Genomic DNA, 20,783 nt, shown 5'->3' on the forward strand with positions numbered 1-20,783 from the left:
TAACTCACATACCAGCGTGTATTTTCATGACACAGCTTTGTTGTTATCTGTTGAATATATGGTAAATCAACATCCGACATGAAAAAAGAGCAAGCTTGAAGGCGTTGCTCTTTAAGCGATTATCAGAAGAAGAATGGGAAAAACGGGGCACCAAACGGTCTAAAGAAACGTCTGCCGAAAAATGGTCCAGGGAAAAATCCAAAGCCGTAGCCATCATTTGGTTGTTTTGAATTTAGTTCAGCTACTTCAAAACCGTCCTCTTTTACTTTAACAATCTTTCCGATAACCCAGTCACCCTGTTCATTTTTAACCTTAATCAATTGACCTTCGAAACGACGAGCATTATCATAATCGAAGTACATGTCAAAAACCTCCTTTCTAAGGGAATTGCTATAAATTATGTAAAGATTCCACATGTTGAGAGGGCAATTGACTATGTCTTGTCCATTTTTCGTAAAAATAAAAACCCGCCTGAGTTTGTGAAGAAATTCACTTAAACTAACGGGTGCTTGAGTTCAAAGTCCAGGGTTGCTGCGGCAGCCCTTTTTTATTTCCCTAACTGGCAGTTTACTTTAATAAGCACAGAAAGATCGTAGTGTGTATCATTTCTTACAAAATAGGTAATAAACTAGTCCGCACAATTCTAAGTTCACATAGACTAATGTTGTAACACGACAACTTTACATGGAGGCCATTTATCTATGATGAGAAAAGAATTCCCAAAAGCAGTAACACCCAAGAAAGAGTTCCCAAAAGCAGTAACACCCAAGAAAGAAGTTCCAATAGCAGTACCATCCAAGAAAGAAGTTCCAATAGCAGTAACACCCAAGAAAGAAGTTCCAATAGCAGTACCACTCAAGAAAGAGGTTCCAATAGCAGTACCACCCAAGAAAGAGGTTCCAATAGGAGTACCACCCAAGAAAGAAATTCCAATAGCAGTACCACCTAAGAAAGAAATTCCAATAGCAGTACCACCTAAGAAAGAAATTCCAATAACAGTACCACCCATGAAACCGATGCCAGTCCAATACGTTCCACTTCAAGCATGTGCGCCAACATATTGTCCGCCGCAATACTGTCCGCCGCAAGTGTTTCCTGCTCAATATGATCCACCACTATTTGATCCACCACAACAATATGTAAAAACAAACTTATTTAATAACGTAGTCTCTCATGTCCATCCTTATCATACAACAACAGTCAACAAACTTCATGTTAATCATCAACATTATTTTCCCCACACAGAGTCATGTGTAAATGAATACTGTGAAACACATACAATGTGTGGATTTCCAGTTAATCCTTGCTGTCCATCACCATTTGGATACTAGCTTCATTTACCCCCACCATTTAGGTTGGGGTATTTTTATAAAAGCCGTTTTTACTTCCCTTTGTGGGTTTATTGTGTAATATTTCTTATTAAAGTATCGGGTGGGTTTCACAACAAATGGACTGTTTCGGCAGTCCTTTTTCATAATTGTTATTTAACTAAAGAGCAGAATGATGGAAGAAGAAAGTAAATATGTAATGGTTCTTTCTTATTAGAGAAACCGTATTATTATTAATACTAGCTCGTAACTAAAAGATGCTTGCCATAAACAACATTAAGTATTAACCATAGATTGGAGGTGGCAAAGTGTTGGAAAATATTGTAGAGTGTCCTGGATGTGGGCTAAAGATAAATAATCACCATATTACTTTATTTACGAAATATAATGCTTCAGGTGAATGTTATCAAAAATACAGTGAATTAAGTAGTTATACAATCGGGAAACAGGATATTGATTTTATACATCAACACGCTATTGATACCTACTCTGCTCAACATTCAGGCAATGGTATGAAACCAATTACCACTGCTTTTTCGTTAATTGGTTTATATTATGCTGTTGAGAAAGGGTATAACGGGAGACAAGTACAGCGTGTACATACGCTTCTCAGTCGTCAAAAATATAATTGGATGGAATTACAGCCACCCGATAAATCAGTCTATTCTTTGAATGTGTTTGATGTTTTGAACGAACAACCAGGAGAAAGTCGTGACAAAATGATTCGAAAATGGATGTTGTATGTGTGGAAATGTTGGAAGCATCAACATAGTTGGGTGAAAGAAATTTGTAACACTCTCTTAAAGTAATTTATTTCAACATTATCATTTTACGGAATCATTAAAAAGATTGTGAAATCTATAGGGTGCTTGTGCGGCCTAGCCTAGGTCGTATCATATAGCGGGTTGGATTCCCGTCGAGTAAGAACTAGCCATTCGCTCGTAGCGAGTCTTGGAGGACTAAAGGTAACTTTAGTTTTTAAGCGAAGACAGTTGGCGGAGCAGCCGTCAAGGCTGAGAATCTCATGGAGTGAAAGTCTCCTGTCATCAATTGACCGATTCGGATGACTAGCATATCCAATGCGTGGGGAGGAAACGAACTACGTTCTGCTTGGAAGTAAAAGTCACTGCGGCCTATTCTACAAAGAGAGAATAAGGTGGGAACAGTCTGTGTGGCGAGCAAACACAGAGGCCAGAAGGAATTAACGAATACTACAATCCCGAAATCTACGCCCCTCAAAGAAACTGTTCGAGGGATGTTTCGCTTAGCGTCGACCTTTGTCTAACGGGGGAAGACCGATGTCTTATGGAAAGAAACGGTCAAAAGCACCGTAAGAGCAGCCGGGGTATGGGTCTGGCATCTGTAGAAAGATTTTCAGAGATAACGCTGGGAAGGTCCTATTTCAAATTGGGAAGGTACTAACCAATAAAGACCTATCATATAAGAGGCTAATAGAAAATGTTAGGATGATTTAGGACTGGCGCATGAGGGCGTAGTAGCGATGTGGGAAGGGTAAAGCATGGAATTTCACTTCTATCAAGGTAACTCCTATGATGCAGCGAAGGACCTCTGGGCACTTGGACAGTCAGAACTTCAAAGACACTGAGCTTTGTTTATTTGTTCATAGACTAGCATACAAGTAAACCAATAGTTGATGGGAAGTTGAAATTGGCTATCATATTAATAAAAAACATTGGTCAAAGGGATTCGCATCTGAAGCAGCTAAAGGTTGCATGGAATTTGGCCTTTATAAATTAGGTCTAAATAAGTTGATGAATATATGTAATCAAAGTAGAATTAGCGATATTATCAAATTATTTGTTATTTACTATTGATAAGACCCTCATCCATCGAGAGAAGATATTGACTTCACCAAACGATTAGTAGAATGCGGTAAAATTCTAGGAATCGAAGTATAGAATTGTGAAGAAATGCTTAAACAATAATCCTTAAAAGATGTCTTATTATGAAATTTGTGTCTAATAACATTAATTCGAGACCTAGGAGAGGACTATGTTACCTAACTTAAATGACTACTTAAAAGATTTAATGGTGTATATTCCTGAAGGAGAAATCGGCCTACGAGATTTTCGAAACGAGCAAAAATGGATTAGTTCAAACTATAAATTTGGAATGCCGGGTGTTAGAAAAAATTTAAAGGAAGTTATTTGGAATGTTGAAATTAATCCATTTTATCTTGCCAAATATACGGTGACAGAAGAACTTTATGCGATTATTATGGGGGAGAAATTTTTAACAACAACTGAGGCTCGAAAACCAGTTGTTAATGTTTCATGGATAGATACAGTGAATTTTTGTAATTTATTATCTGATACACTGGGTTATGACAAGTTTTATGATTTTGATAATGAGAGTAAATCAGTTTTTTGCAATTATTATACTAATGGTTTTCGTTTACCGACAGATGCTGAATGGCAATATGCATGTAAGGCAAAATCAAACGGATATCGGTATGGTGAAATTGATGAAATCGCTTGGTATAAAGATAATTCTAACGAACGAATACACGAAGTTGGTAAGAAAAAGCCTAATGATTGGGGCTTATATGACATGATCGGGAATATTTGGGAGTGGTGCTGGGACTTATACGATGAAGAGACATTTGGTAATTACAGAATAATTCGTGGAGGAAGTTGGGCAGAAGAAGAACGTGGATGTGGAGCTACTTGTCGAAGAAAGAGTATGCCTGATTTTTATATAGATGAAATCGGATTTAGAATTGCTAGATCAATCGTTTATTAATTTGAAATTCAGAATTGATATACCTTATTGGGGATATATGGTTGGATACAGGGTTTAGGGACCCCAAAAAACGGTATGAGAGGATAATTTCTCTTAAACTTTCTAGGATGCTTTTCTGTAATATCTTATGTAAGTAGCTAGAAGGCCCTTAATAATGTTGAACGATCTTCCATTATAGGGCGCGATTCTTGTACAAGGAATTGGTCTTTTTAATGTCATCATCGTATCTTAATAATTAGTAATGCATAATTGATATGGCGGGGCTAGCTTTGGCATGATTTCCCTGAAGATGTTGGGCTAAGTGGGTTTTACCTCTAATTTTAACACAGTATAATATTGCCATTATAGCGGCATATATAGCAATATATTAAAAACAGGCCGTTTTAATGAATAATAACAAACTGAATAGTGAAAATGAAATTGGATACATGTTGAAGAGGCTTAATCACGATAAGAAAATATTCAGGTAAAGGTAAAACCCTGTTATTCGGACTTGTCAATGCTGATTTATTTAGTTTATTTTTATGTTATCAAACTGTTATTTTCCATTAACTAAACTGAAAACAGGCTATGATATAGTAGATACACCAAGGTAGTCCTCTCATAATAAGCCGACAATCCTTTATAAAGAGGAAGGTCGGCATTTTTTCAAATAATAGAATAAAGAGTTTTTATGGTTTAAGCCATAAAGGAAAGAGAAGATGACAAACAAATTGTTAAAAGAATAGGAGTTTAGTATAGAGATGAGCAAGGAAAGTAAATGTAATCTAAATGGAATTGATCAAGACAAATTGAAGCAAATGGAACTAAAAAGAAGGGAAATCATATCAAACCTTTCGGATTTTCCACCATTGAAAAAAGAAATCATTATTAAAAGCCTCGATGAATTAATTTTATTAGCAAATAAAGCCTATCTATAACTTTTTGTTTTCTATTCTTAAAACCAATTCATAAGAAAAAATCAATCAATAACAATAGTATTAAGAAAAGATAAAGTACAAGGGTGTACTTTTATGATTGGATTACAAAAGTGTCATATTTAAGGCAAAAAAGATTGCTGAATTGGGGGATCATATCCTTTTTAAGAATGGAATTAAAGGGGTCGTTGAGAAGGTCAATGAAAATTCAGTAATCAGAAAAAAATAAATGATGAAATTTTCCAATTTAATATCAATTTTGAGTAATTTTCGCATGGGAGAGTAGATGAATGTCAGAAGAAACGTATCGTTATCGTGAGGAACGAAAACAAGCCGAAAAAACAAGACAACAACAACAAAGAAGTAATAAATCTCCCAAACAGAGGACTTTGTTAAAAAAGGTATTACTTGGCTGTTTGATACTTGGTGTTGTTTCATTTGGTATAGTAGGAGTTACATTCGCTGCAATGATTACCGATGCGCCTAAATTAGATTCTTCAAAACTAGTAGACCCACTTCCTACGAAATTTTATGATAAAGATGGGAACTTCCTCTATGAATACGGGAAGCAGAATCGAACAAAAATCACATATGCTCAAGTTCCAAAAATGTTAGAACACGCATTCATTGCCACGGAAGACACACATTTTTATGAACACCATGGTGTTGATATTAAAGGAACTTTTAGAGCTATTTTCGAGAATGTAACAGGGCATTTCGGTTCACAAGGTGGGAGTACGATTACACAGCAGGTAATCAAAAACTCATTTCTGACCCCTCAGAAAACAATAAAGCGAAAAGTGCAGGAATGGGACTTGGCGTATAAGCTGGAACAAAAATATTCAAAGCATGATATTTTAATGATGTATTTGAATAAGATTTATCTCGGAGACGGGGCGTATGGAGTGGCAGCTGCTGCAAAAAACTACTATGGGATAGATGCTAATAACTTAAATAAATTGACACTTCCAGAGGTTGCTATGTTGGCTGGGCTTCCACAAGGTCCAAGTAATTACGATCCTACTAAACCAGAACACAAAAAAGCTGCAACCGATCGCCGTAATCTTGTTCTAAGCTCTATGTATAAAAGAGGATATATTACAGAGAAACAAATGAGGGATGCAATGAAAGCACCAGTAACAGCAGGGCTTGTGCCCAAAAGTAATCAACAGGGTATACCATATGAAGGATTTTTAAATGCTGCTGTTAAAGAAGTGGAAGCAAGGCTGAAGAATATAGACATCAGTACGGATGGATTATCTATTTATACTACCTTAGATCCAAAAGCTCAGGATTATGCGGACAGAATAATGAACTCCAATACGATTATTTCTTATCCTAATGCTAATTTCCAAGGCGCTTTCGTTTTTTTAGATACAAAAACTGGAGAAGTTCGTGCAATCGGAAGTGGGCGAAACGACTATCAAGCGTCATTCCTAGGTAACAACTTTGCAATTGATATAAAGCGACAGCCCGGCTCTACATTTAAGCCGATTTTTGATTATGGTCCAGCCATTGAAAATCTAAAATGGTCTACAGCGCACCAAATTAATGACCAAGAAACAACCTATTCAAATGGTCAAGCAATTTCAAACTGGGATCATCAATATCACGGAATGTTGTCTATCAGAACAGCACTTCAATGGTCATATAATATACCTGCTCTTCTCACATTACGAGAAGTTGGGCTGGGAAATGCGAAAAGCTTTGCAGAACAACTTGGTAGTTCTTTTAATCATAATAATATATATGAATCCTATGCAATCGGAAGTAATACGGTTAATCCATTAGAGATGGCAGGGGCCTATAGTGCCTTTGGAAATAACGGAGTTTACAATAAACCTCATTTTGTACAAAAAGTTGTTTTTTCTGATGGCGAGGTTGTTAATTTTACGCCAAAGCCAAAGCGTGTCATGCGCGATTACACAGCCTACATGGTAACAGATATGTTACGGACAGTCGTAAAATCTGGTACCGGAACAACAGCAAATGTACCTGGATTAGATGTTGCTGCAAAAACTGGCACAACAAATTTTGACGATAAAACTAGTGCGCAATTTGGATACCCATCCAATGCGACGAATGATAGTTGGTTAGTTGGTTATACACCTCAATATACGATGGCTGTTTGGACCGGCTATCCAAAAAGTGGTCCTGGAAACTATATGTTGGGGAATACTACGAAAATCTCTCAACTAATATTTAAAGTGATGATGCAATCATTCGGAACAGACGGTTCCAGCTTCCAGCAGCCAAGCGACGTATATAGAATGAATAATGAGTTGTATATTGAAGGTGGAAATCCTTAAGATATTCCACCAGGCTCAAAAAACGATAATAAAGATAACAATTCTGATAATGGTGGAAATAAAGAGAATAATAAACATCAACAAGAGGAACAGCAGAAACAAAACCACACTATTCCAAAGTGAAATGGAGGAAGCTGAACTTGTTTAATTAACTTTAATCCTAAATTCTAACGCCCTCGATTGAGGGCTATTTTTTCCATTCCTTTAAGTATTTGAACTGATAAAAAGCGAATGAAACTTTTTAGATGTTTTGTCACATTAAAAAATTTTTCAGCCTTGTGATCCTTGGGGCTCCATTTGATACATCCGCTACTAGAGGTTGTTGATTTGATAGAATGCAAAGGATCTTATCCTTTTTAAAGGAAGAAATTCAAGTGATTTCGGAGTAGGTAAAGTGAGAAATCCACAACCAAAACTCCGTTTGAAATCCACTCCTCTAAAGTAGTATAATCCCCTACCAAACAATTTCAGGTCGATTCCTGAATGAACATCTTGAAACTGTTTTATAATATAGGGCAACCATTTGATGTTCTTGGGACTGCCCCAGGCATGTCTGCTACTGCGTAATGAACAACACCGTATTTTTCATATGTTGGGTTAACATGTGTTGTATTATGATCAACTGTCTACTCGTTAATGCATTAAATGTTCCCATTGCCACACCACGTTGCCCTTCTGGTACCATATCTGCTACATAAGACTTTGAATACTTTTGTTAAAGAGGGATAAAGGTTTGGCAAAATGATACCCTATTACATCCATACTTGAGTGTGTTTTAATAATTATTTCGTTTAGACATTAATTTATAAATTAAAAGAGCTTCCGAAGATCAGCGGGGCACTAGGTATCCCGTTGTATGAAAGTAAAATTCAAAAGTTCAATGAAATACTTAAAAGTATTTATAAATAGAAAAAGGAGCCACATTCGATTTTGAAGGGTTTTTTAGTTCTTTCAAATTGATATTAAGTCTACTTGCGGGACTTAGGAAAGTATTCTCCCAAGCAGACTGTGGCCGGAGAATTGGAACATGGATTATTACATGAAATAAAAACTACCGTTGTAGATATCAAAAGGAATTTATGGCTTATGAAAAAGCCTCAAAGATTTCACAGCAATTTCGTTTTTAGTTCGTTGTATTTATCCAACCATAAATGAACTTATTATGCGCAGAATATCAATCGTCGGTCTTTTATTTATGTCCACTATAATATTAGGGAAATTTTATCTAATTAAACTAAAGGTTAAAGATAATGAAAAAAGAAGATATGATGGATAAGAAGGGTTTTTTCTCCCTTATACAAAAACCGATATGTATAGTTCTTGAAAAAGAATTTTAGCTAGTTAATATAAAGGTCTGATACAATTTTTAAAATTTGGTGTGGATTTTAGATGATTTAATATGAGATTGGGGAAAATAAAATTAAAAAATTGAAGAAAAACAGATCTAAGTAAAACAAAAATTTAGGTCTCCGTGGAGGAAGCTGTATGAAAGAAATCAAGCCGCCGAAGAAGCCGCTCATTTATTTTTATGTCGTGATATTAATTGTAGTTATGCTTCTTAACACTTTTCTTTTTCCTGCTATTCTTCGTCATTCGATAAAAGAGGTTGATTATGGGACTTTTTTATCAATGGTAGATCAAGGTAAAGTTAAACAAGTACAAATTGAAGATGACTACATTACATTTAGTCCCAAATCAGGGGATGTGGTATATAAAACCGGAACTATGAATGACCCTGAATTAGTTAACCGGCTACATAAAGCAAATGTGAAATTTTCCAAGGTCATTCCAAAGGAAAGCTCACCACTCATCAATTTCTTTTGGACCTGGGTTGCTCCAATCTTAATCTTTATGGCGATTGGGCAATGGTTGACAAAGAGAATGCAAAATCGGATGATGGGTGGCGGCAATGGCTTTTCTTTTGGCAAAAGTAATGCAAAAGTATATGTTGAGTCGGAAACAGGAATTACTTTTAACGATGTCGCCGGTCAGGATGAAGCAAAAGAGGCGCTTCAGGAAATTGTCGACTACCTACATAACTCAAAGAAATACGTTGACATTGGCGCCAATATTCCTAAAGGAGCGCTGTTAGTTGGGCCTCCGGGAACTGGTAAAACCTTGCTGGCAAAAGCAGTTGCTGGAGAATCGAAAGTCCCGTTCTTCTCAATGTCTGGTTCGGAATTTGTTGAGATGTTTGTGGGAATGGGTGCTGCAAGGGTACGTGATTTATTTAAACAGGCAAAAGCTAAAGCCCCGTGCATTGTATTTATAGATGAAATAGATGCTATCGGGAAAAGTCGTAATTCCAGTATGGCCGGAGGAAATGATGAGCGGGAGCAGACATTAAATCAGCTGTTAACGGAAATGGATGGTTTTGAGCCGGATAAAGGAATTGTCATTCTCGCAGCAACCAACAGGCCGGAAACGCTGGATAAAGCGCTATTGAGACCGGGAAGATTTGACCGCCGCGTTCCGGTGGAATTACCTGACCTCGCTGGCCGAGAATCGATATTAAGGGTTCATGCCCGTAAAGTAAAGTTAGCTGATGATATTGATTTTAATGTGATTGCAAGGGCGACTTCAGGAGCATCCGGAGCAGATTTGGCCAATATTATTAATGAAGCTGCACTTAGGGCGGTAAGACTTGGCCGCAACAAGGTCAAGCAAAATGATTTAGAAGAATCGGTGGAGACAGTCATCGCTGGATACCAGAGGAAAAATGCTGTCATTTCTATGAAGGATAAATTAACGATTGCTTATCATGAAATTGGCCATGCATTGGTTGCTGCCAAACAAAGTCATTCAGCTCCGATCCATAAAATTACCATCATTCCCAGAACCTCTGGTGCATTAGGTTATACAATGCAGGTCGATGAGAAGGAGACTATACTGATGACGAAAGAACAGGCGCTAGATAAAATTACGACCTATATGGGAGGCCGTGCGGCAGAGGAGATTATTTTTAAAACGATTACTTCGGGCGCATCCAACGACATTGAGCAGGCGACTAAAATTGCTAGATCTATGGTGACCCGTTTTGGGATGAGTGATGAATTCGATATGATGGCATTGGAAACAGTAAATAATCCTTACTTAGGCGGCGATACCACCTTACTAGTGTCTGCTGAAACGGCTTCAAAGGTGGATGCCGAGGTACTCAGAATCATTAAAACTTGCCACCAAAATGCAAAAATGATTTTACAAAACAATATTGACAAATTGCATGAATTGACAAAGTACCTTTTGGAAAAAGAAACGATAACCGGTGTGGAATTTATGGATATTTTGTCGGGGAAAGAACTGTAAATGATATAAGTAAGAAAAACTATTGTTTAGGAAAAATCACTTTAACAAATTGAGAGCATTGAAAAGATTTTAAAATAAGTCTGTTCCGTTGGGAGCAGACCTTTTTTATGACTGCTTAATAAAAGATTCGGGCTGCTTATGTTTTAGTCAATATTGCCCGAATTATCCCTTTCTCTATCCAGCTTTAAATATTTATACCTGAGAGCGAGAGAAGGGTAGATCGTATTCTCCTTTTAATAGCAAAAAATTAATTTCTTTATCCTCGATAAATATCCTATCTGTTAGGTTATTAGCTCATTCATTAAAGGTCTCAGCTCCCTAACTTTTTTTAAAAAGATTTTGGTAAAAGAATACATAAGTCATCTGCTGGGTTATAAAAATAAAAAAGAATGTATTTTCTTATTAAAACTAAACGTGTTTTTTGTTTTTATAGATATTTGTTCCACATACCTTTATGAGAAAAATAAGGCCTATAACCCATTTATAAAAGTATCTTTTAAGCACAGTTATTTTTTGTTCAAAAATGGTCTTTTTTCACATTCGTAAAACTTGAAAATTAATTTATGAACGTTCTTTGTTTTTAGCATACTTTTTAGAAAGGGAGCATTAATTGAATAAAGCCTACCCAAATTATTAACTATTATTGGGATAACAAATAAGCCCATCTCACTGAGAAGGGCTTTTGTTGTGCAGACAACGTTTTACATGGTAGTAATATATTTTTTCCTAGAAAAACAGAAATTATTCAATTATGTTTCAAAGTCAATTCTGAGAAATGTACAAGCTTAATATCTTTATTTGCTGCTCCTTCTTCCGATATTTCACAAAAGCCTGAAGCATATTGTTGAAGTAAAATATAATCTTTACCCTCAAAAATTACAGGTATCTTTGTCATAGTGATTAAATCCAACGATTTTGATTTAATCATAATCCAATCTTCTTATTATGTCTGTGTCTTGCTTATGACATTTAAATGGAAAATTTCCAAGTGAACTCTTTCGGTAATATCGTTCAAAACTCCGCAGGGAAAGTTATAACTTAAGTTGGTCAATGTTTTCGGAGTTACTATTATTTTGAAGCGTCTTTTTTAAACGTTTTATTCTTTTTTGGGATTGTATAAAACTAATGAAGCAAAGGATCGACATAGGGCCACAGTACCAAACAAAGATAAATCCTCCATTGTAATAAAAAGGAATATAGGCAATGGATACTCCAAATAATACAAACGATAACATTAAATAAATACCAATGCAGTGATGATAAAAGTTATAGTGCCTAAAGGTGGTTATTCCCTTTTTCATGAAGTCATTTAAATTTTTATCAGTTCGATAAAACAGAAACAAAGAGATTAGCAGTAAAAATGCATAGATAGGAAGGGAATAAATATAAAGGGAAACGCCTAATATACAAAAGTAGAAACTCAAACAGAAGGCAACCCCGGAAAAAAATAGTGGCATTAAAAACTTGTAAACATTTTCACTTCCATCTAATGGTTTCACACCATTCCCCCTCGAATTCTTGATTAAACTTTTTTTGCAGCAAGAACTGAAAACGAAATGCAAGTCCCCCCTTTTATTGGCTATCTTTAATTCATCTATATGTGAAAAGATTCCTTTTCATTCACCAACTGTAAGAGCAGTTTGCTAGACTCCTTTCATCACCATTTTTCATTCATCCAATTGACTGTTCTAGTTCTTTCCCCTTGTAAGAAAAACCGACCAAGAGTAAAACAATTATTTATGATACAAGTTCTTGGGAAAAAATAAAGGAGCTTAGTAAACCTAATAATCCAGGAGATATTCATTTCTTAGACAATGATGATTATTTATATATAAAAAACACAATCGGTACTCTATGTGTATATGAAACGGTTGGATTTCAGTTAATCAAAACCATTAAATCGAATAAAAAATATCAACTTGTTGAAGGGGACTTTGCTTTAACTAATACTTCATTCATTATCCTTGATGCACTGAAAACGAAAGACGGACATCAACTGGCATTAATCAACATTGAGAAGGGTGAGTTTAGAGTACTAACTCAATTTAAAGATTCAATTACTCTTATTTATTTTAATCACTTTATCCAGGCTGAAAGTGCCTATTTACTTTAAGTTATGTAAATAATGAAGGTTACCGAGTCGAAAAAATAGTAAAAGCTAAAGAACCAATAAATAAAGAGTCCATTGAAGTATTAGATAACTTAGAAATTCGGAATTGGGATTCCATCATCTTTAACTCTATTCATAACGTATATATTGTGGTTCTAGATTATGACATAGTTATACTTAATGGACAGTTTAAGGAAATTATAAAGAAAGTTAACTTGTCAAATAAGGATTATCCTGACTTTAATTATTTCCGACACATTCACCTTTCAAATAATGGTGAGTATATTATCATTACTTATAGCAATACAGTTTTAATCCTACGATACTCTGACTTACAAATCATTTTAGTTGAAAAAATCAAATATGCCTGTTTCGCAGAATTTAGCACCGATAACCGATTTATTCTAATAGGAACGTGGGAGAATGGTTATATCCTTGAAAACACCTTACGCTAGTGTCTTTGGAGAGATGAAGATCACCGTTCTTCTCTTTCTAATAAGGATTGTGAAATTCCTCACTTAAAGTAACTGGGTGCAAGAGTTGAAAAAAACGTTGTTTCGGCAGCGTTTTTTCTTATTGAGCTAAATCGGGCAGTTTACTTGAAGAAGGAAAGTAAATAAATGGTGTAGAACTTAATCTTAATTGCTTCTAAAAAAGGGGGATGCGAATGGGTTCCATTAATGAAAAATTGACCTTATTACAAAATGAAATAAAAAAAATGGGTGGAATAATAGACCTAGGCTGGTGTGGCGAATTGCTGTACCCTTTTTATGAACACTTTAATGATGATAATTTGAGATATAGAGCAGGCTGCTTTTTGGGGACTGCTCTTAGAGTGGAAAGATGAAAGTGGATTTCCATTCTATACAGGCGTTGAAGAATACGACTGTCACTATTTTGATAAGTATCTTAAGGAGTTTCTAAAATACTCTTCTGAGATTAAAAAGCAATATCCGAACATTTTTTTTGTTATCATTGAATCGCTAAATAATCTAGATAAAAGAGAAGATTGGGAAAACGAATTCCCCAACATTCCAAGTGATCTATTTAGTACTATAAGAAAAAATTTGTTGCAGACTGATGTTCCAAAATTAAACAATGAGATTTATCAACTTGCATTGAAAGAGGCAGGGATGTCTTATTAAACAAATGGGTGCATGAGTTCAAAATGAGTCGCTGCGGCGGTCTTTTTTTCTTATTCGTACTAACAGGAGTTTTGTTGAAGAAAGAAAGTACAAAGCATTTTAATGGGGAAATTTGGAATAATATTTTATATATAAAGTAATTGCTTTATTTCAGTTCCACCTTTGGAAAGCAGTTGGCGGTCAGTTATTGAATGATGAAACCTCTTACTTTACCTATGCCTTTTTAATCATGATACCTTCAATTTTTATATACTTATCTAAATTTACAGAAACAAAGGGAAAAAGGATTTTATATGTTACATGGTGGATTATTGGGTTTGTTATATTGGAATGGATTGGGGTTAATTTTTTTAATTCAATGAATCATGATAACGGTTGGAATATATGGTGGTCACTATTATTCGATTCAGTGATGTTTCCTATGTTAAGATTACATTTTGTCAATTACAAATTATCCTTATTATTAAGTATTCCCTGTATTCTGATTTTGTTGTTTCAGTTCAATCACATATGAGAATTCAGAGAGAGATTAAGTTAACGTGTGCAATAGTTAAAGATCTCAGCTGCCATATTCCTGGTGGTTTTTTGTTTATTCAACTAAAAATGCAGAAAGGAGAAGCGCTTCCTTTTTTGTTGAAGTATTGGAAAAGGTTAGCTTAAGAAGGATTATTTCGAATATGAATATTGACAGTCTTATAAGTGAGAGATCTGTATATGTCCTTAACTGACATACTAACACCACCTCTATACGGTGAAAAGCCACCGTAATAGGTAGCTGTTCCTTCTAATTACAATTTGAAGCAGGTTAATCGCTTGTTATTAAATTAGCCAAGCACCTTTTTATTATACAAAAATAAGGTTCAAGCCATGGAAAATTTAATTGCAAAAAATTACTGTTAAACAGCGTGAGATTTGGTTGCGAATATACAAACTTTAAGAGTTTGTGATGATTTGTACTTAAACTATTGGGTGTGATTCTTTAATAACTAAGAGTCGCTTTTTCTTCTTGAAGTAACGGATTAGTGGGATAAGTGGCTGATAATCGACCCCTCTTTTGAACCGATTTTTAATCCATTTAGAGAATTTAAATGGCAAAAGTACCATATAAAATTATGAAAGGAGGAGAGACATAACATGCTTATTATGAATAAATATTTTCGTGGAACTGCAAGTATGGTATACATGATGACGAATAATGAAGTAATGAATCAAATCATTGCCTTTTACAGGGATATGAATGGAATGCTCACTTTTGTCGGGGCATACCCAACTTACGGCAAAGGTACTGGAACAAAGGAAGTCTCTACAGCAACAGCAAACGATGGTGTCGATCCCCTTACTGCACAAGGCGCTCTCACTTTGTCCCGTGATGGACGTTTCCTACTTGCCGTTAATGCAGGAAGCCATAGTATCAGCAGTTTCATCATAACCGACAGTGGAACACCTATCCTGGTGGATGTAAAGCCATCTGGAGGTGCTCAGCCCAATAGTGTAGATGTGTTTGGTAATCTTGTCTATGTATCCAATGTCGGTAATCCTGAAAACAATTTTACATCCAATATCACAGGTTTTCTCATCGATAATATCGGACGTCTTACTCCTTTTCCTAGATCCACCCATTCCCTTAGCACTTTCAATGCTCAACCTGCGCAGGTTCTTTTTACTCCTGATGGTAGTAAAATCCTTGTAACCGAACTTACTTCAAACCATCTCAGTATATTTCATGTTAATAAGAATGGTATGGTTACAGGACCAATCGTTAATGATTCTTATGGTCAAGGACCATTGGGCGCTTATTTTTTATCCTCCGGAATCCTCTTAGTTACAGAAGCAGATTCAAATGCTCTGTCATCCTATTCAATGAGCAAGGACGGGATCCTTCATGTGATCAGTGGCTCTGTACCAAACGGATATAAAACCGCATGCTGGGTTGTACCAACGAAGGATGAACGTTTTGCATATGTTACTAACACCTTAAGCGGCACCATCTCTACCTATCGAATTGATCCCAATGGAGCCCTGTCGGTGGTAAGACATATTACCAGTACACCGCCAAGTACATCTCCAGGACTGCCGATGGATGTTGGAGTGAGTAAAGATGGACGGCATTTTTACACCCTTAACGGAAACCAGGGTACAGTCTCCGTATTTACTATTCAAGATGATGGAAGTCTAGTTAGATTGCAGGTTGCTGCTTGGACTAATATCCCTTATCTTGGATCGCAAGGGTTAACTATTCTTTGATTTAATTAAATTCAGTATATTTGCTGGAATAAAAAATAAATGAATTGTTAAAAACAAGGCTGCTGACAAAATTAAAAGACTGTGAATATCTGTACTTAAACAAACGGGTGCAAGATTTAAAGATTGGTATGGACCTTTTCAGGTACTTGATAAGTAAACTGTTCCATAGTTTCCCTAAGGACATTCGATGCATCATTTATTATTATAAAAAAAGATTCTTTATGAAAAGCCGCTATTATTAATTTAATCAGATATAACCCAACTGTCAGTTCTCCTTTAAGTTTCGGTGAAGTTGATGAAGGTCATGATTTTAATTTTTACAAAAAATTAAAATCATGAGGTATTAATGTGACCATTAGAAGTCAATTTGGAAATGATATAGATGCTGCTTGTGGTCAATTGTATAGAAATTATCAAAAGAGCAACAAGCAGTAATTTAGAGGTGAAGATGATGATGATATTGTATTCCATAAAAAAAATTGTTAAAATAAAATATAATTATGAGAGGACTGATGAATGGATAATGATTAACTAATCTATATTTTTATTTGAAATGAATAAGTTCAAACTACAAAATATAGGGTTAGTCTATCCATTTTTATAAATCAGTTTACACTTTATTTGTCATGATTCCAATGGCAAAAAAGAACTTATTTAATATAAGTGAAAGACTAATCCTTCCAATTACAAATTGGGAGGATTTTTTATTCTCTCATAGATAAGAATGATGTTTATTAATCAAATAAATAAAGGAGTGAGAGAAATGACCAATTCAGACACTATTGTTACGCATGTAATACTCTGTATAAGTCGTTAATATCCATCAAACTTATACGGAGAAATTTAGAATAGATGGATGTGCCGACTTTGTATTAAAAGTAAAAAGTGTTGATATACAAAGGAGGAATTATCATGTCAATGATAAAAGTTCAAGACTTAACTTTTTCTTATCCAGGTAGTTTTGACAATATTTTTGAAGGTGTAAACTTTCAAATAGATACGGATTGGAAACTTGGATTTATCGGTAGAAATGGACGAGGTAAAACAACATTCTTTAATTTATTATTAGGGAATTATGAGTATAGTGGGAAAATCATTTCTACGGTAGAATTTAATTATTTTCCTTATCCAGTTTCGGATAAAAACAAGTATACTTATGAAATCTTTGAAGAAATTTGCCCCCAAGCAGAAGATTGGGAATTTCTTCGTGAAATATCCTATCTAAATGTTGATGCCGAGGTCATGTACCGACCATTTAAAACATTATCAAATGGAGAACAAACAAAGGTGTTGCTTGCTGCACTTTTATTGAATGAGGGTCAATTTCTATTAATTGATGAGCCAACCAATCATCTAGACACTGGTGCGCGAAAGATGGTCTCTGATTATCTAAGGAAGAAAAAAGGGTTTATTTTAATTTCACATGACAGAATTTTTTTAGATGGATGCGTTGATCATATTTTATCTATAAATAGAGCAAATATTGAAGTTCAAAGTGGTAACTATTCTTCATGGAAGTTAAATTTTGATAGACAGCAGGAACACGAAGAGGCAACAAATCAGCGTCTACAAAAAGACTTAGGGAGATTAAAACAGTCTTCAAAGCGTTCAGCAGGTTGGTCTAATCAAGTGGAAGCTTCCAAAAATGGGACAACGAATTCGGGTTCTAAGTTGGACAAGGGTTTTGTAGGACATAAAGCGGCAAAGATGATGAAGAGAGCAAAGAACCTTGAATCAAGGCAACAAAAAGCTATTGAGGAAAAGTCAAAACTTCTAAAAAATGTGGAAAAAACCGAGTCATTAAAATTAGAATCATTGGAATTTCAGTCAAATGAATTGATTGTTTTGGCTGATGTATCTGTTAAGTACGATGACCAAGTAGTGAATAAGCCAATTAGCTTTAAAGTTGAACAGGGTGACCGAATTGTACTTGATGGAAAGAATGGAAGCGGAAAAAGTAGTATCCTAAAACTAATTCTAGGAAATCCCATACAGCATACAGGCACATTGAATTTAGGTTCGGGCCTCATTATTTCCTATGTCCAACAAGATACTTCTCATTTGAAGGGACTGTTATCGGACTTTATTGAAATGCATGAGATTGATGAAACGTTATTTAAATCCATCCTACGTAAGATGGATTTTGACCGAATTCAATTTGAGAAAGATATATCTCATTATTCTGGTGGACAAAAGAAAAAGCTGCTTATAGCCAAAAGCTTATGCGAAAAAGCTCATTTATATATTTGGGATGAACCGTTAAATTTTATTGATATTTATTCGCGCATGCAGATTGAAGAGCTTATTCAAAGATTTAATCCCACAATGGTTATTGTTGAGCATGATCAGGCATTTCAACAAACAGTTGCAACAAAAACTATATCTATGTAGTTAAATATGAAGAATTGAAGATATAATCAGTAAATCAGGTTATTAAACTATAGGGTGCAAGAGTTAAAGATCAAGCTGTCATATTGGCAGCTTTTTTATTGTACTAATGAAGCAGTTTAGCGAAAGAAGGATAATTAATTTTCAAGTGGAATTATAGTGGTATTGGTTTTGAAGGTGGGAAAATGGAGATACAAAGATTTGATGACTTTAAAGGACGTTGATTTAATAGGGATTACAGAACCAACTGTAAACTCACTTAGGCTTTTTTTGAAGGGCGTAAAGTTAGTGAAGTTGTAGAACAATTTGATTTAGGAGACTAAAGACAGCAAAAAACTGTTCTTGAATTTATCGTGACAGGCGATGCTTCCGCAGAAAACACCTTTAATTTTTATAAAAGAGCCAGTTCAGACGTGACGTTGAAAATTATTGAATCACAAATGAGTACCGATGATTTTGAAGATGAACCTCATGATGGAATTGAGTATACAGTTGATAAAGTTGGAACTGCTTCGGTTTCTCAATACCAAATGTCACTAGATGATATTGATGAATATGAATGTCCGGAAACCGTAACGGAATCTAATGAACAGGACCCATCGGTTGACAGCGCCGACTATTTACTAGACTAAGAAAAAGTCCTGGGAGTAATCCTGGGGCGTTTCTAAAGGGGTGACATGGGTTTGAGCTTTGAATTGCCTGAACTAGATCAAATGTGACAAGTGACCAAACTTCTGTTATTGCAATCTTTAATGTGGACAAGCAGGAGAGAAGAACACGTTTTTGTGAAAGAATCGAAAGAGCAGTTTACCGATTACCTAAAATGAAAAGGTTTCTTATTGAAAAAAAGTATATGTCTGAGGATGCTGAATATCTTACTGATTTAAAGGTTTATTGTTTTGAATTTCAACCTCCGATTTCAGCTACAACTTATGACAAAATCCGGTGGAAAGCATTTTATAAGCTTGCGTTAAATCTGAATATTGCTGTTACGAAGCAATGAAAGAAGCCACTTTTAGTGGCTTCAGAGTGTAGACAAAATGCCTTTTAAAAAAATTGGTGCGAAAAAAAGTTTTTTCTCTGCAAATTAGTATATGTAGTTGTTTTAATTAAATAAATTCACAAGATATATAGATTTTATATTTTATGAAAAAAACGGCTGTCGACTTTGTCCGTAGCCTGTAAGCTTCTATTTAAAGAAGCTTTTCCTCTTCATATTCATCTTTTCATAATTCTTCCTGTTCAAAAAGGTCCACTGCATAGGAGTTTTCTTTAACTAGCGGTCTGTTCACACTTCGGTTCAATTTCATTTTATATTGCAATTCCCTGAAAAATGCTACTAACTTTAAGAAGCTATATTTCTAATGAATGTTGAAAATAAAAGAAGTAGATACATATTCAAGCATTAAAAATCATATTTAGAACCGATGGATGGATATTAAAATTTGGAGGCTATAATAATGAATGAAAAACACCATAAACTGAGGCAAACTTTATTAGGGGAAAGCCATTATGAGAATTTTAATCTTGCTGATTATTTATCAGATAAACAGAAACAGCGGATGGAGCAAATGGGCAAGAGAAATAAACCACTTTCGAAGGAGGACAAGCAAGAAAAAGTTAACTGGAAGGTAATCATGGGGATGAATCGTGATACTTATACAGGAAGAATGGGGCAGTTACAAGGATTTAAATTTAAAGACTAAATAATACCTCTCAAGAATATTATTAAAACAATAGGTTTCAAAACGTGGAAGTAACCTATTTTAGAAATTCTATAAGGGGGGGGGAATTGTGAAGAAAGTAAAATTTTTTGATTGTGGAAAGGTCGAAGACTTGGAAAACAAAATTAATGATTTTTTAAGTAATATGAACACTAATTATTTTCTATTGATTGACATAAAGTTCAACAGTTACCATAATGGTGAAGATCTTCCAGATTATCATACTGCAATGATTATTTACGAAATTTAAGATTGAAAGCATCCTTGGGGTGCTTTTTATATTGTCACAAAACATTAACAATAAACGACAGGTTATGACATATATTAGTTGAATTCCTTTTCAACGAGGGAGGAGATTTGATATGTCAAAATTATTAGAGCTAGTTGAGGAAAAGAAATTTGGAAAGGTGCAATCGGTTTTGATAATGGCTTTATGATTAATTCTCACGATGATATGGTAGATTATATTATTGTTGAATTTGAAGACAGATTTGAAGTTTACTTAAATATTTATGACAACGGTAAAACACCGAACAGGGATTTCTTAGC

General features: G+C 35.0%; 16 protein-coding genes and 4 pseudogenes. 17 read left to right on the forward strand and 3 right to left on the reverse strand.

Going from position 1 to position 20,783, the window contains the following annotated elements:
- Positions 1-122 precede the first annotated feature (122 nt).
- Positions 123-362 (reverse strand): hypothetical protein, encoded by a 240-nt coding sequence (locus BIV60_RS24190; RefSeq protein WP_071358271.1) that lies wholly within the window; start codon positions 360-362, stop codon positions 123-125.
- A gap of 339 nt (positions 363-701) precedes the next feature.
- On the opposite strand from BIV60_RS24190, the gene BIV60_RS31075 reads away from it, so the two are divergent.
- From BIV60_RS31075 to BIV60_RS24210, 8 genes and pseudogenes are all read left to right on the forward strand, one after another.
- Entirely contained in the window at positions 702-1,331 is a 630-nt protein-coding gene (locus BIV60_RS31075) for a CotD family spore coat protein (RefSeq protein WP_371261587.1), read from the forward strand.
- 308 nt (positions 1,332-1,639) lie between these two features.
- A complete protein-coding gene (locus tag BIV60_RS24200; RefSeq protein WP_256218534.1) occupies positions 1,640-2,137 on the forward strand; it encodes a DUF5946 family protein in 498 nt (165 codons plus the stop codon).
- An 858-nt stretch (positions 2,138-2,995) separates the two neighbouring features.
- Complete coding sequence (locus BIV60_RS28760; RefSeq protein ID WP_083402427.1) at positions 2,996-3,163, forward strand: GNAT family N-acetyltransferase; 168 nt, start codon at positions 2,996-2,998, stop codon at positions 3,161-3,163.
- A 15-nt stretch (positions 3,164-3,178) separates the two neighbouring features.
- Positions 3,179-3,247, forward strand: a pseudogene (locus BIV60_RS28765) (JAB domain-containing protein); the annotation flags it as partial.
- A 94-nt stretch (positions 3,248-3,341) separates the two neighbouring features.
- On the forward strand, positions 3,342-4,091 hold the full coding sequence (locus BIV60_RS24205) for a formylglycine-generating enzyme family protein (RefSeq protein WP_071358272.1): 750 nt from the start codon (positions 3,342-3,344) through the stop codon (positions 4,089-4,091).
- 743 nt (positions 4,092-4,834) lie between these two features.
- Positions 4,835-5,011 (forward strand): hypothetical protein, encoded by a 177-nt coding sequence (locus BIV60_RS29915; protein ID WP_177177391.1) that lies wholly within the window; start codon positions 4,835-4,837, stop codon positions 5,009-5,011.
- Between the two features lie 115 nt (positions 5,012-5,126).
- A pseudogene (locus tag BIV60_RS28770) lies at positions 5,127-5,225 on the forward strand (DUF2187 family protein); the annotation flags it as partial.
- 73 nt (positions 5,226-5,298) lie between these two features.
- Positions 5,299-7,317 (forward strand): transglycosylase domain-containing protein, encoded by a 2,019-nt coding sequence (locus BIV60_RS24210; protein WP_083402429.1) that lies wholly within the window; start codon positions 5,299-5,301, stop codon positions 7,315-7,317.
- A 524-nt stretch (positions 7,318-7,841) separates the two neighbouring features.
- Here the strand turns inward: BIV60_RS24210 and BIV60_RS28775 are convergent.
- Positions 7,842-7,943 (reverse strand): annotated as a pseudogene (locus BIV60_RS28775) (hypothetical protein); the annotation flags it as partial.
- Positions 7,944-8,802: 859 nt separating this feature from the next.
- Between BIV60_RS28775 and ftsH the strand changes: the two are divergent.
- Positions 8,803-10,623 (forward strand): ATP-dependent zinc metalloprotease FtsH, encoded by a 1,821-nt coding sequence (gene ftsH, locus BIV60_RS24215; RefSeq protein ID WP_071358273.1) that lies wholly within the window; start codon positions 8,803-8,805, stop codon positions 10,621-10,623.
- 745 nt (positions 10,624-11,368) lie between these two features.
- Here the strand turns inward: ftsH and BIV60_RS24220 are convergent.
- The gene (locus tag BIV60_RS24220; protein WP_071358274.1) at positions 11,369-11,551 is read right to left on the reverse strand and encodes a hypothetical protein; all 183 of its coding nucleotides are present in this window, start codon (positions 11,549-11,551) and stop codon (positions 11,369-11,371) included.
- 1,849 nt (positions 11,552-13,400) lie between these two features.
- Here BIV60_RS24220 and BIV60_RS30625 point away from each other — a divergent pair.
- The 8 genes and pseudogenes from BIV60_RS30625 (at position 13,401) to BIV60_RS24265 (ending at position 20,484) form a co-directional block, all read left to right on the forward strand.
- The gene (locus BIV60_RS30625; RefSeq protein ID WP_256218535.1) at positions 13,401-13,580 is read left to right on the forward strand and encodes a hypothetical protein; all 180 of its coding nucleotides are present in this window, start codon (positions 13,401-13,403) and stop codon (positions 13,578-13,580) included.
- A 1,432-nt stretch (positions 13,581-15,012) separates the two neighbouring features.
- Positions 15,013-16,122: a lactonase family protein gene (locus tag BIV60_RS24240; protein ID WP_071358277.1), complete on the forward strand. Its 1,110-nt coding sequence runs from the start codon at positions 15,013-15,015 to the stop codon at positions 16,120-16,122.
- A 237-nt stretch (positions 16,123-16,359) separates the two neighbouring features.
- Positions 16,360-16,557, forward strand: a pseudogene (locus BIV60_RS31080) (23S rRNA (adenine(2503)-C(8))-methyltransferase ClbB); the annotation flags it as partial.
- A gap of 477 nt (positions 16,558-17,034) precedes the next feature.
- Positions 17,035-18,513, forward strand: a complete 1,479-nt coding sequence (locus tag BIV60_RS24245) for an Lsa family ABC-F type ribosomal protection protein (RefSeq protein WP_071358278.1) — start codon at positions 17,035-17,037, stop codon at positions 18,511-18,513.
- 416 nt (positions 18,514-18,929) lie between these two features.
- On the forward strand, positions 18,930-19,142 hold the full coding sequence (locus tag BIV60_RS24250; protein WP_141770544.1) for a hypothetical protein: 213 nt from the start codon (positions 18,930-18,932) through the stop codon (positions 19,140-19,142).
- An 83-nt stretch (positions 19,143-19,225) separates the two neighbouring features.
- A complete protein-coding gene (locus BIV60_RS24255; protein WP_177177392.1) occupies positions 19,226-19,513 on the forward strand; it encodes a hypothetical protein in 288 nt (95 codons plus the stop codon).
- A gap of 457 nt (positions 19,514-19,970) precedes the next feature.
- On the forward strand, positions 19,971-20,216 hold the full coding sequence (locus tag BIV60_RS24260; protein ID WP_071358280.1) for a hypothetical protein: 246 nt from the start codon (positions 19,971-19,973) through the stop codon (positions 20,214-20,216).
- A gap of 88 nt (positions 20,217-20,304) precedes the next feature.
- On the forward strand, positions 20,305-20,484 hold the full coding sequence (locus BIV60_RS24265; RefSeq protein WP_071358281.1) for a sporulation protein Cse60: 180 nt from the start codon (positions 20,305-20,307) through the stop codon (positions 20,482-20,484).
- The last annotated feature ends 299 nt before the right edge of the window (positions 20,485-20,783 follow it).

Origin of the sequence: Bacillus sp. MUM 116, from assembly GCF_001866655.1 — a bacterium.
GTDB lineage: Bacteria > Bacillota > Bacilli > Bacillales > Cytobacillaceae > Neobacillus.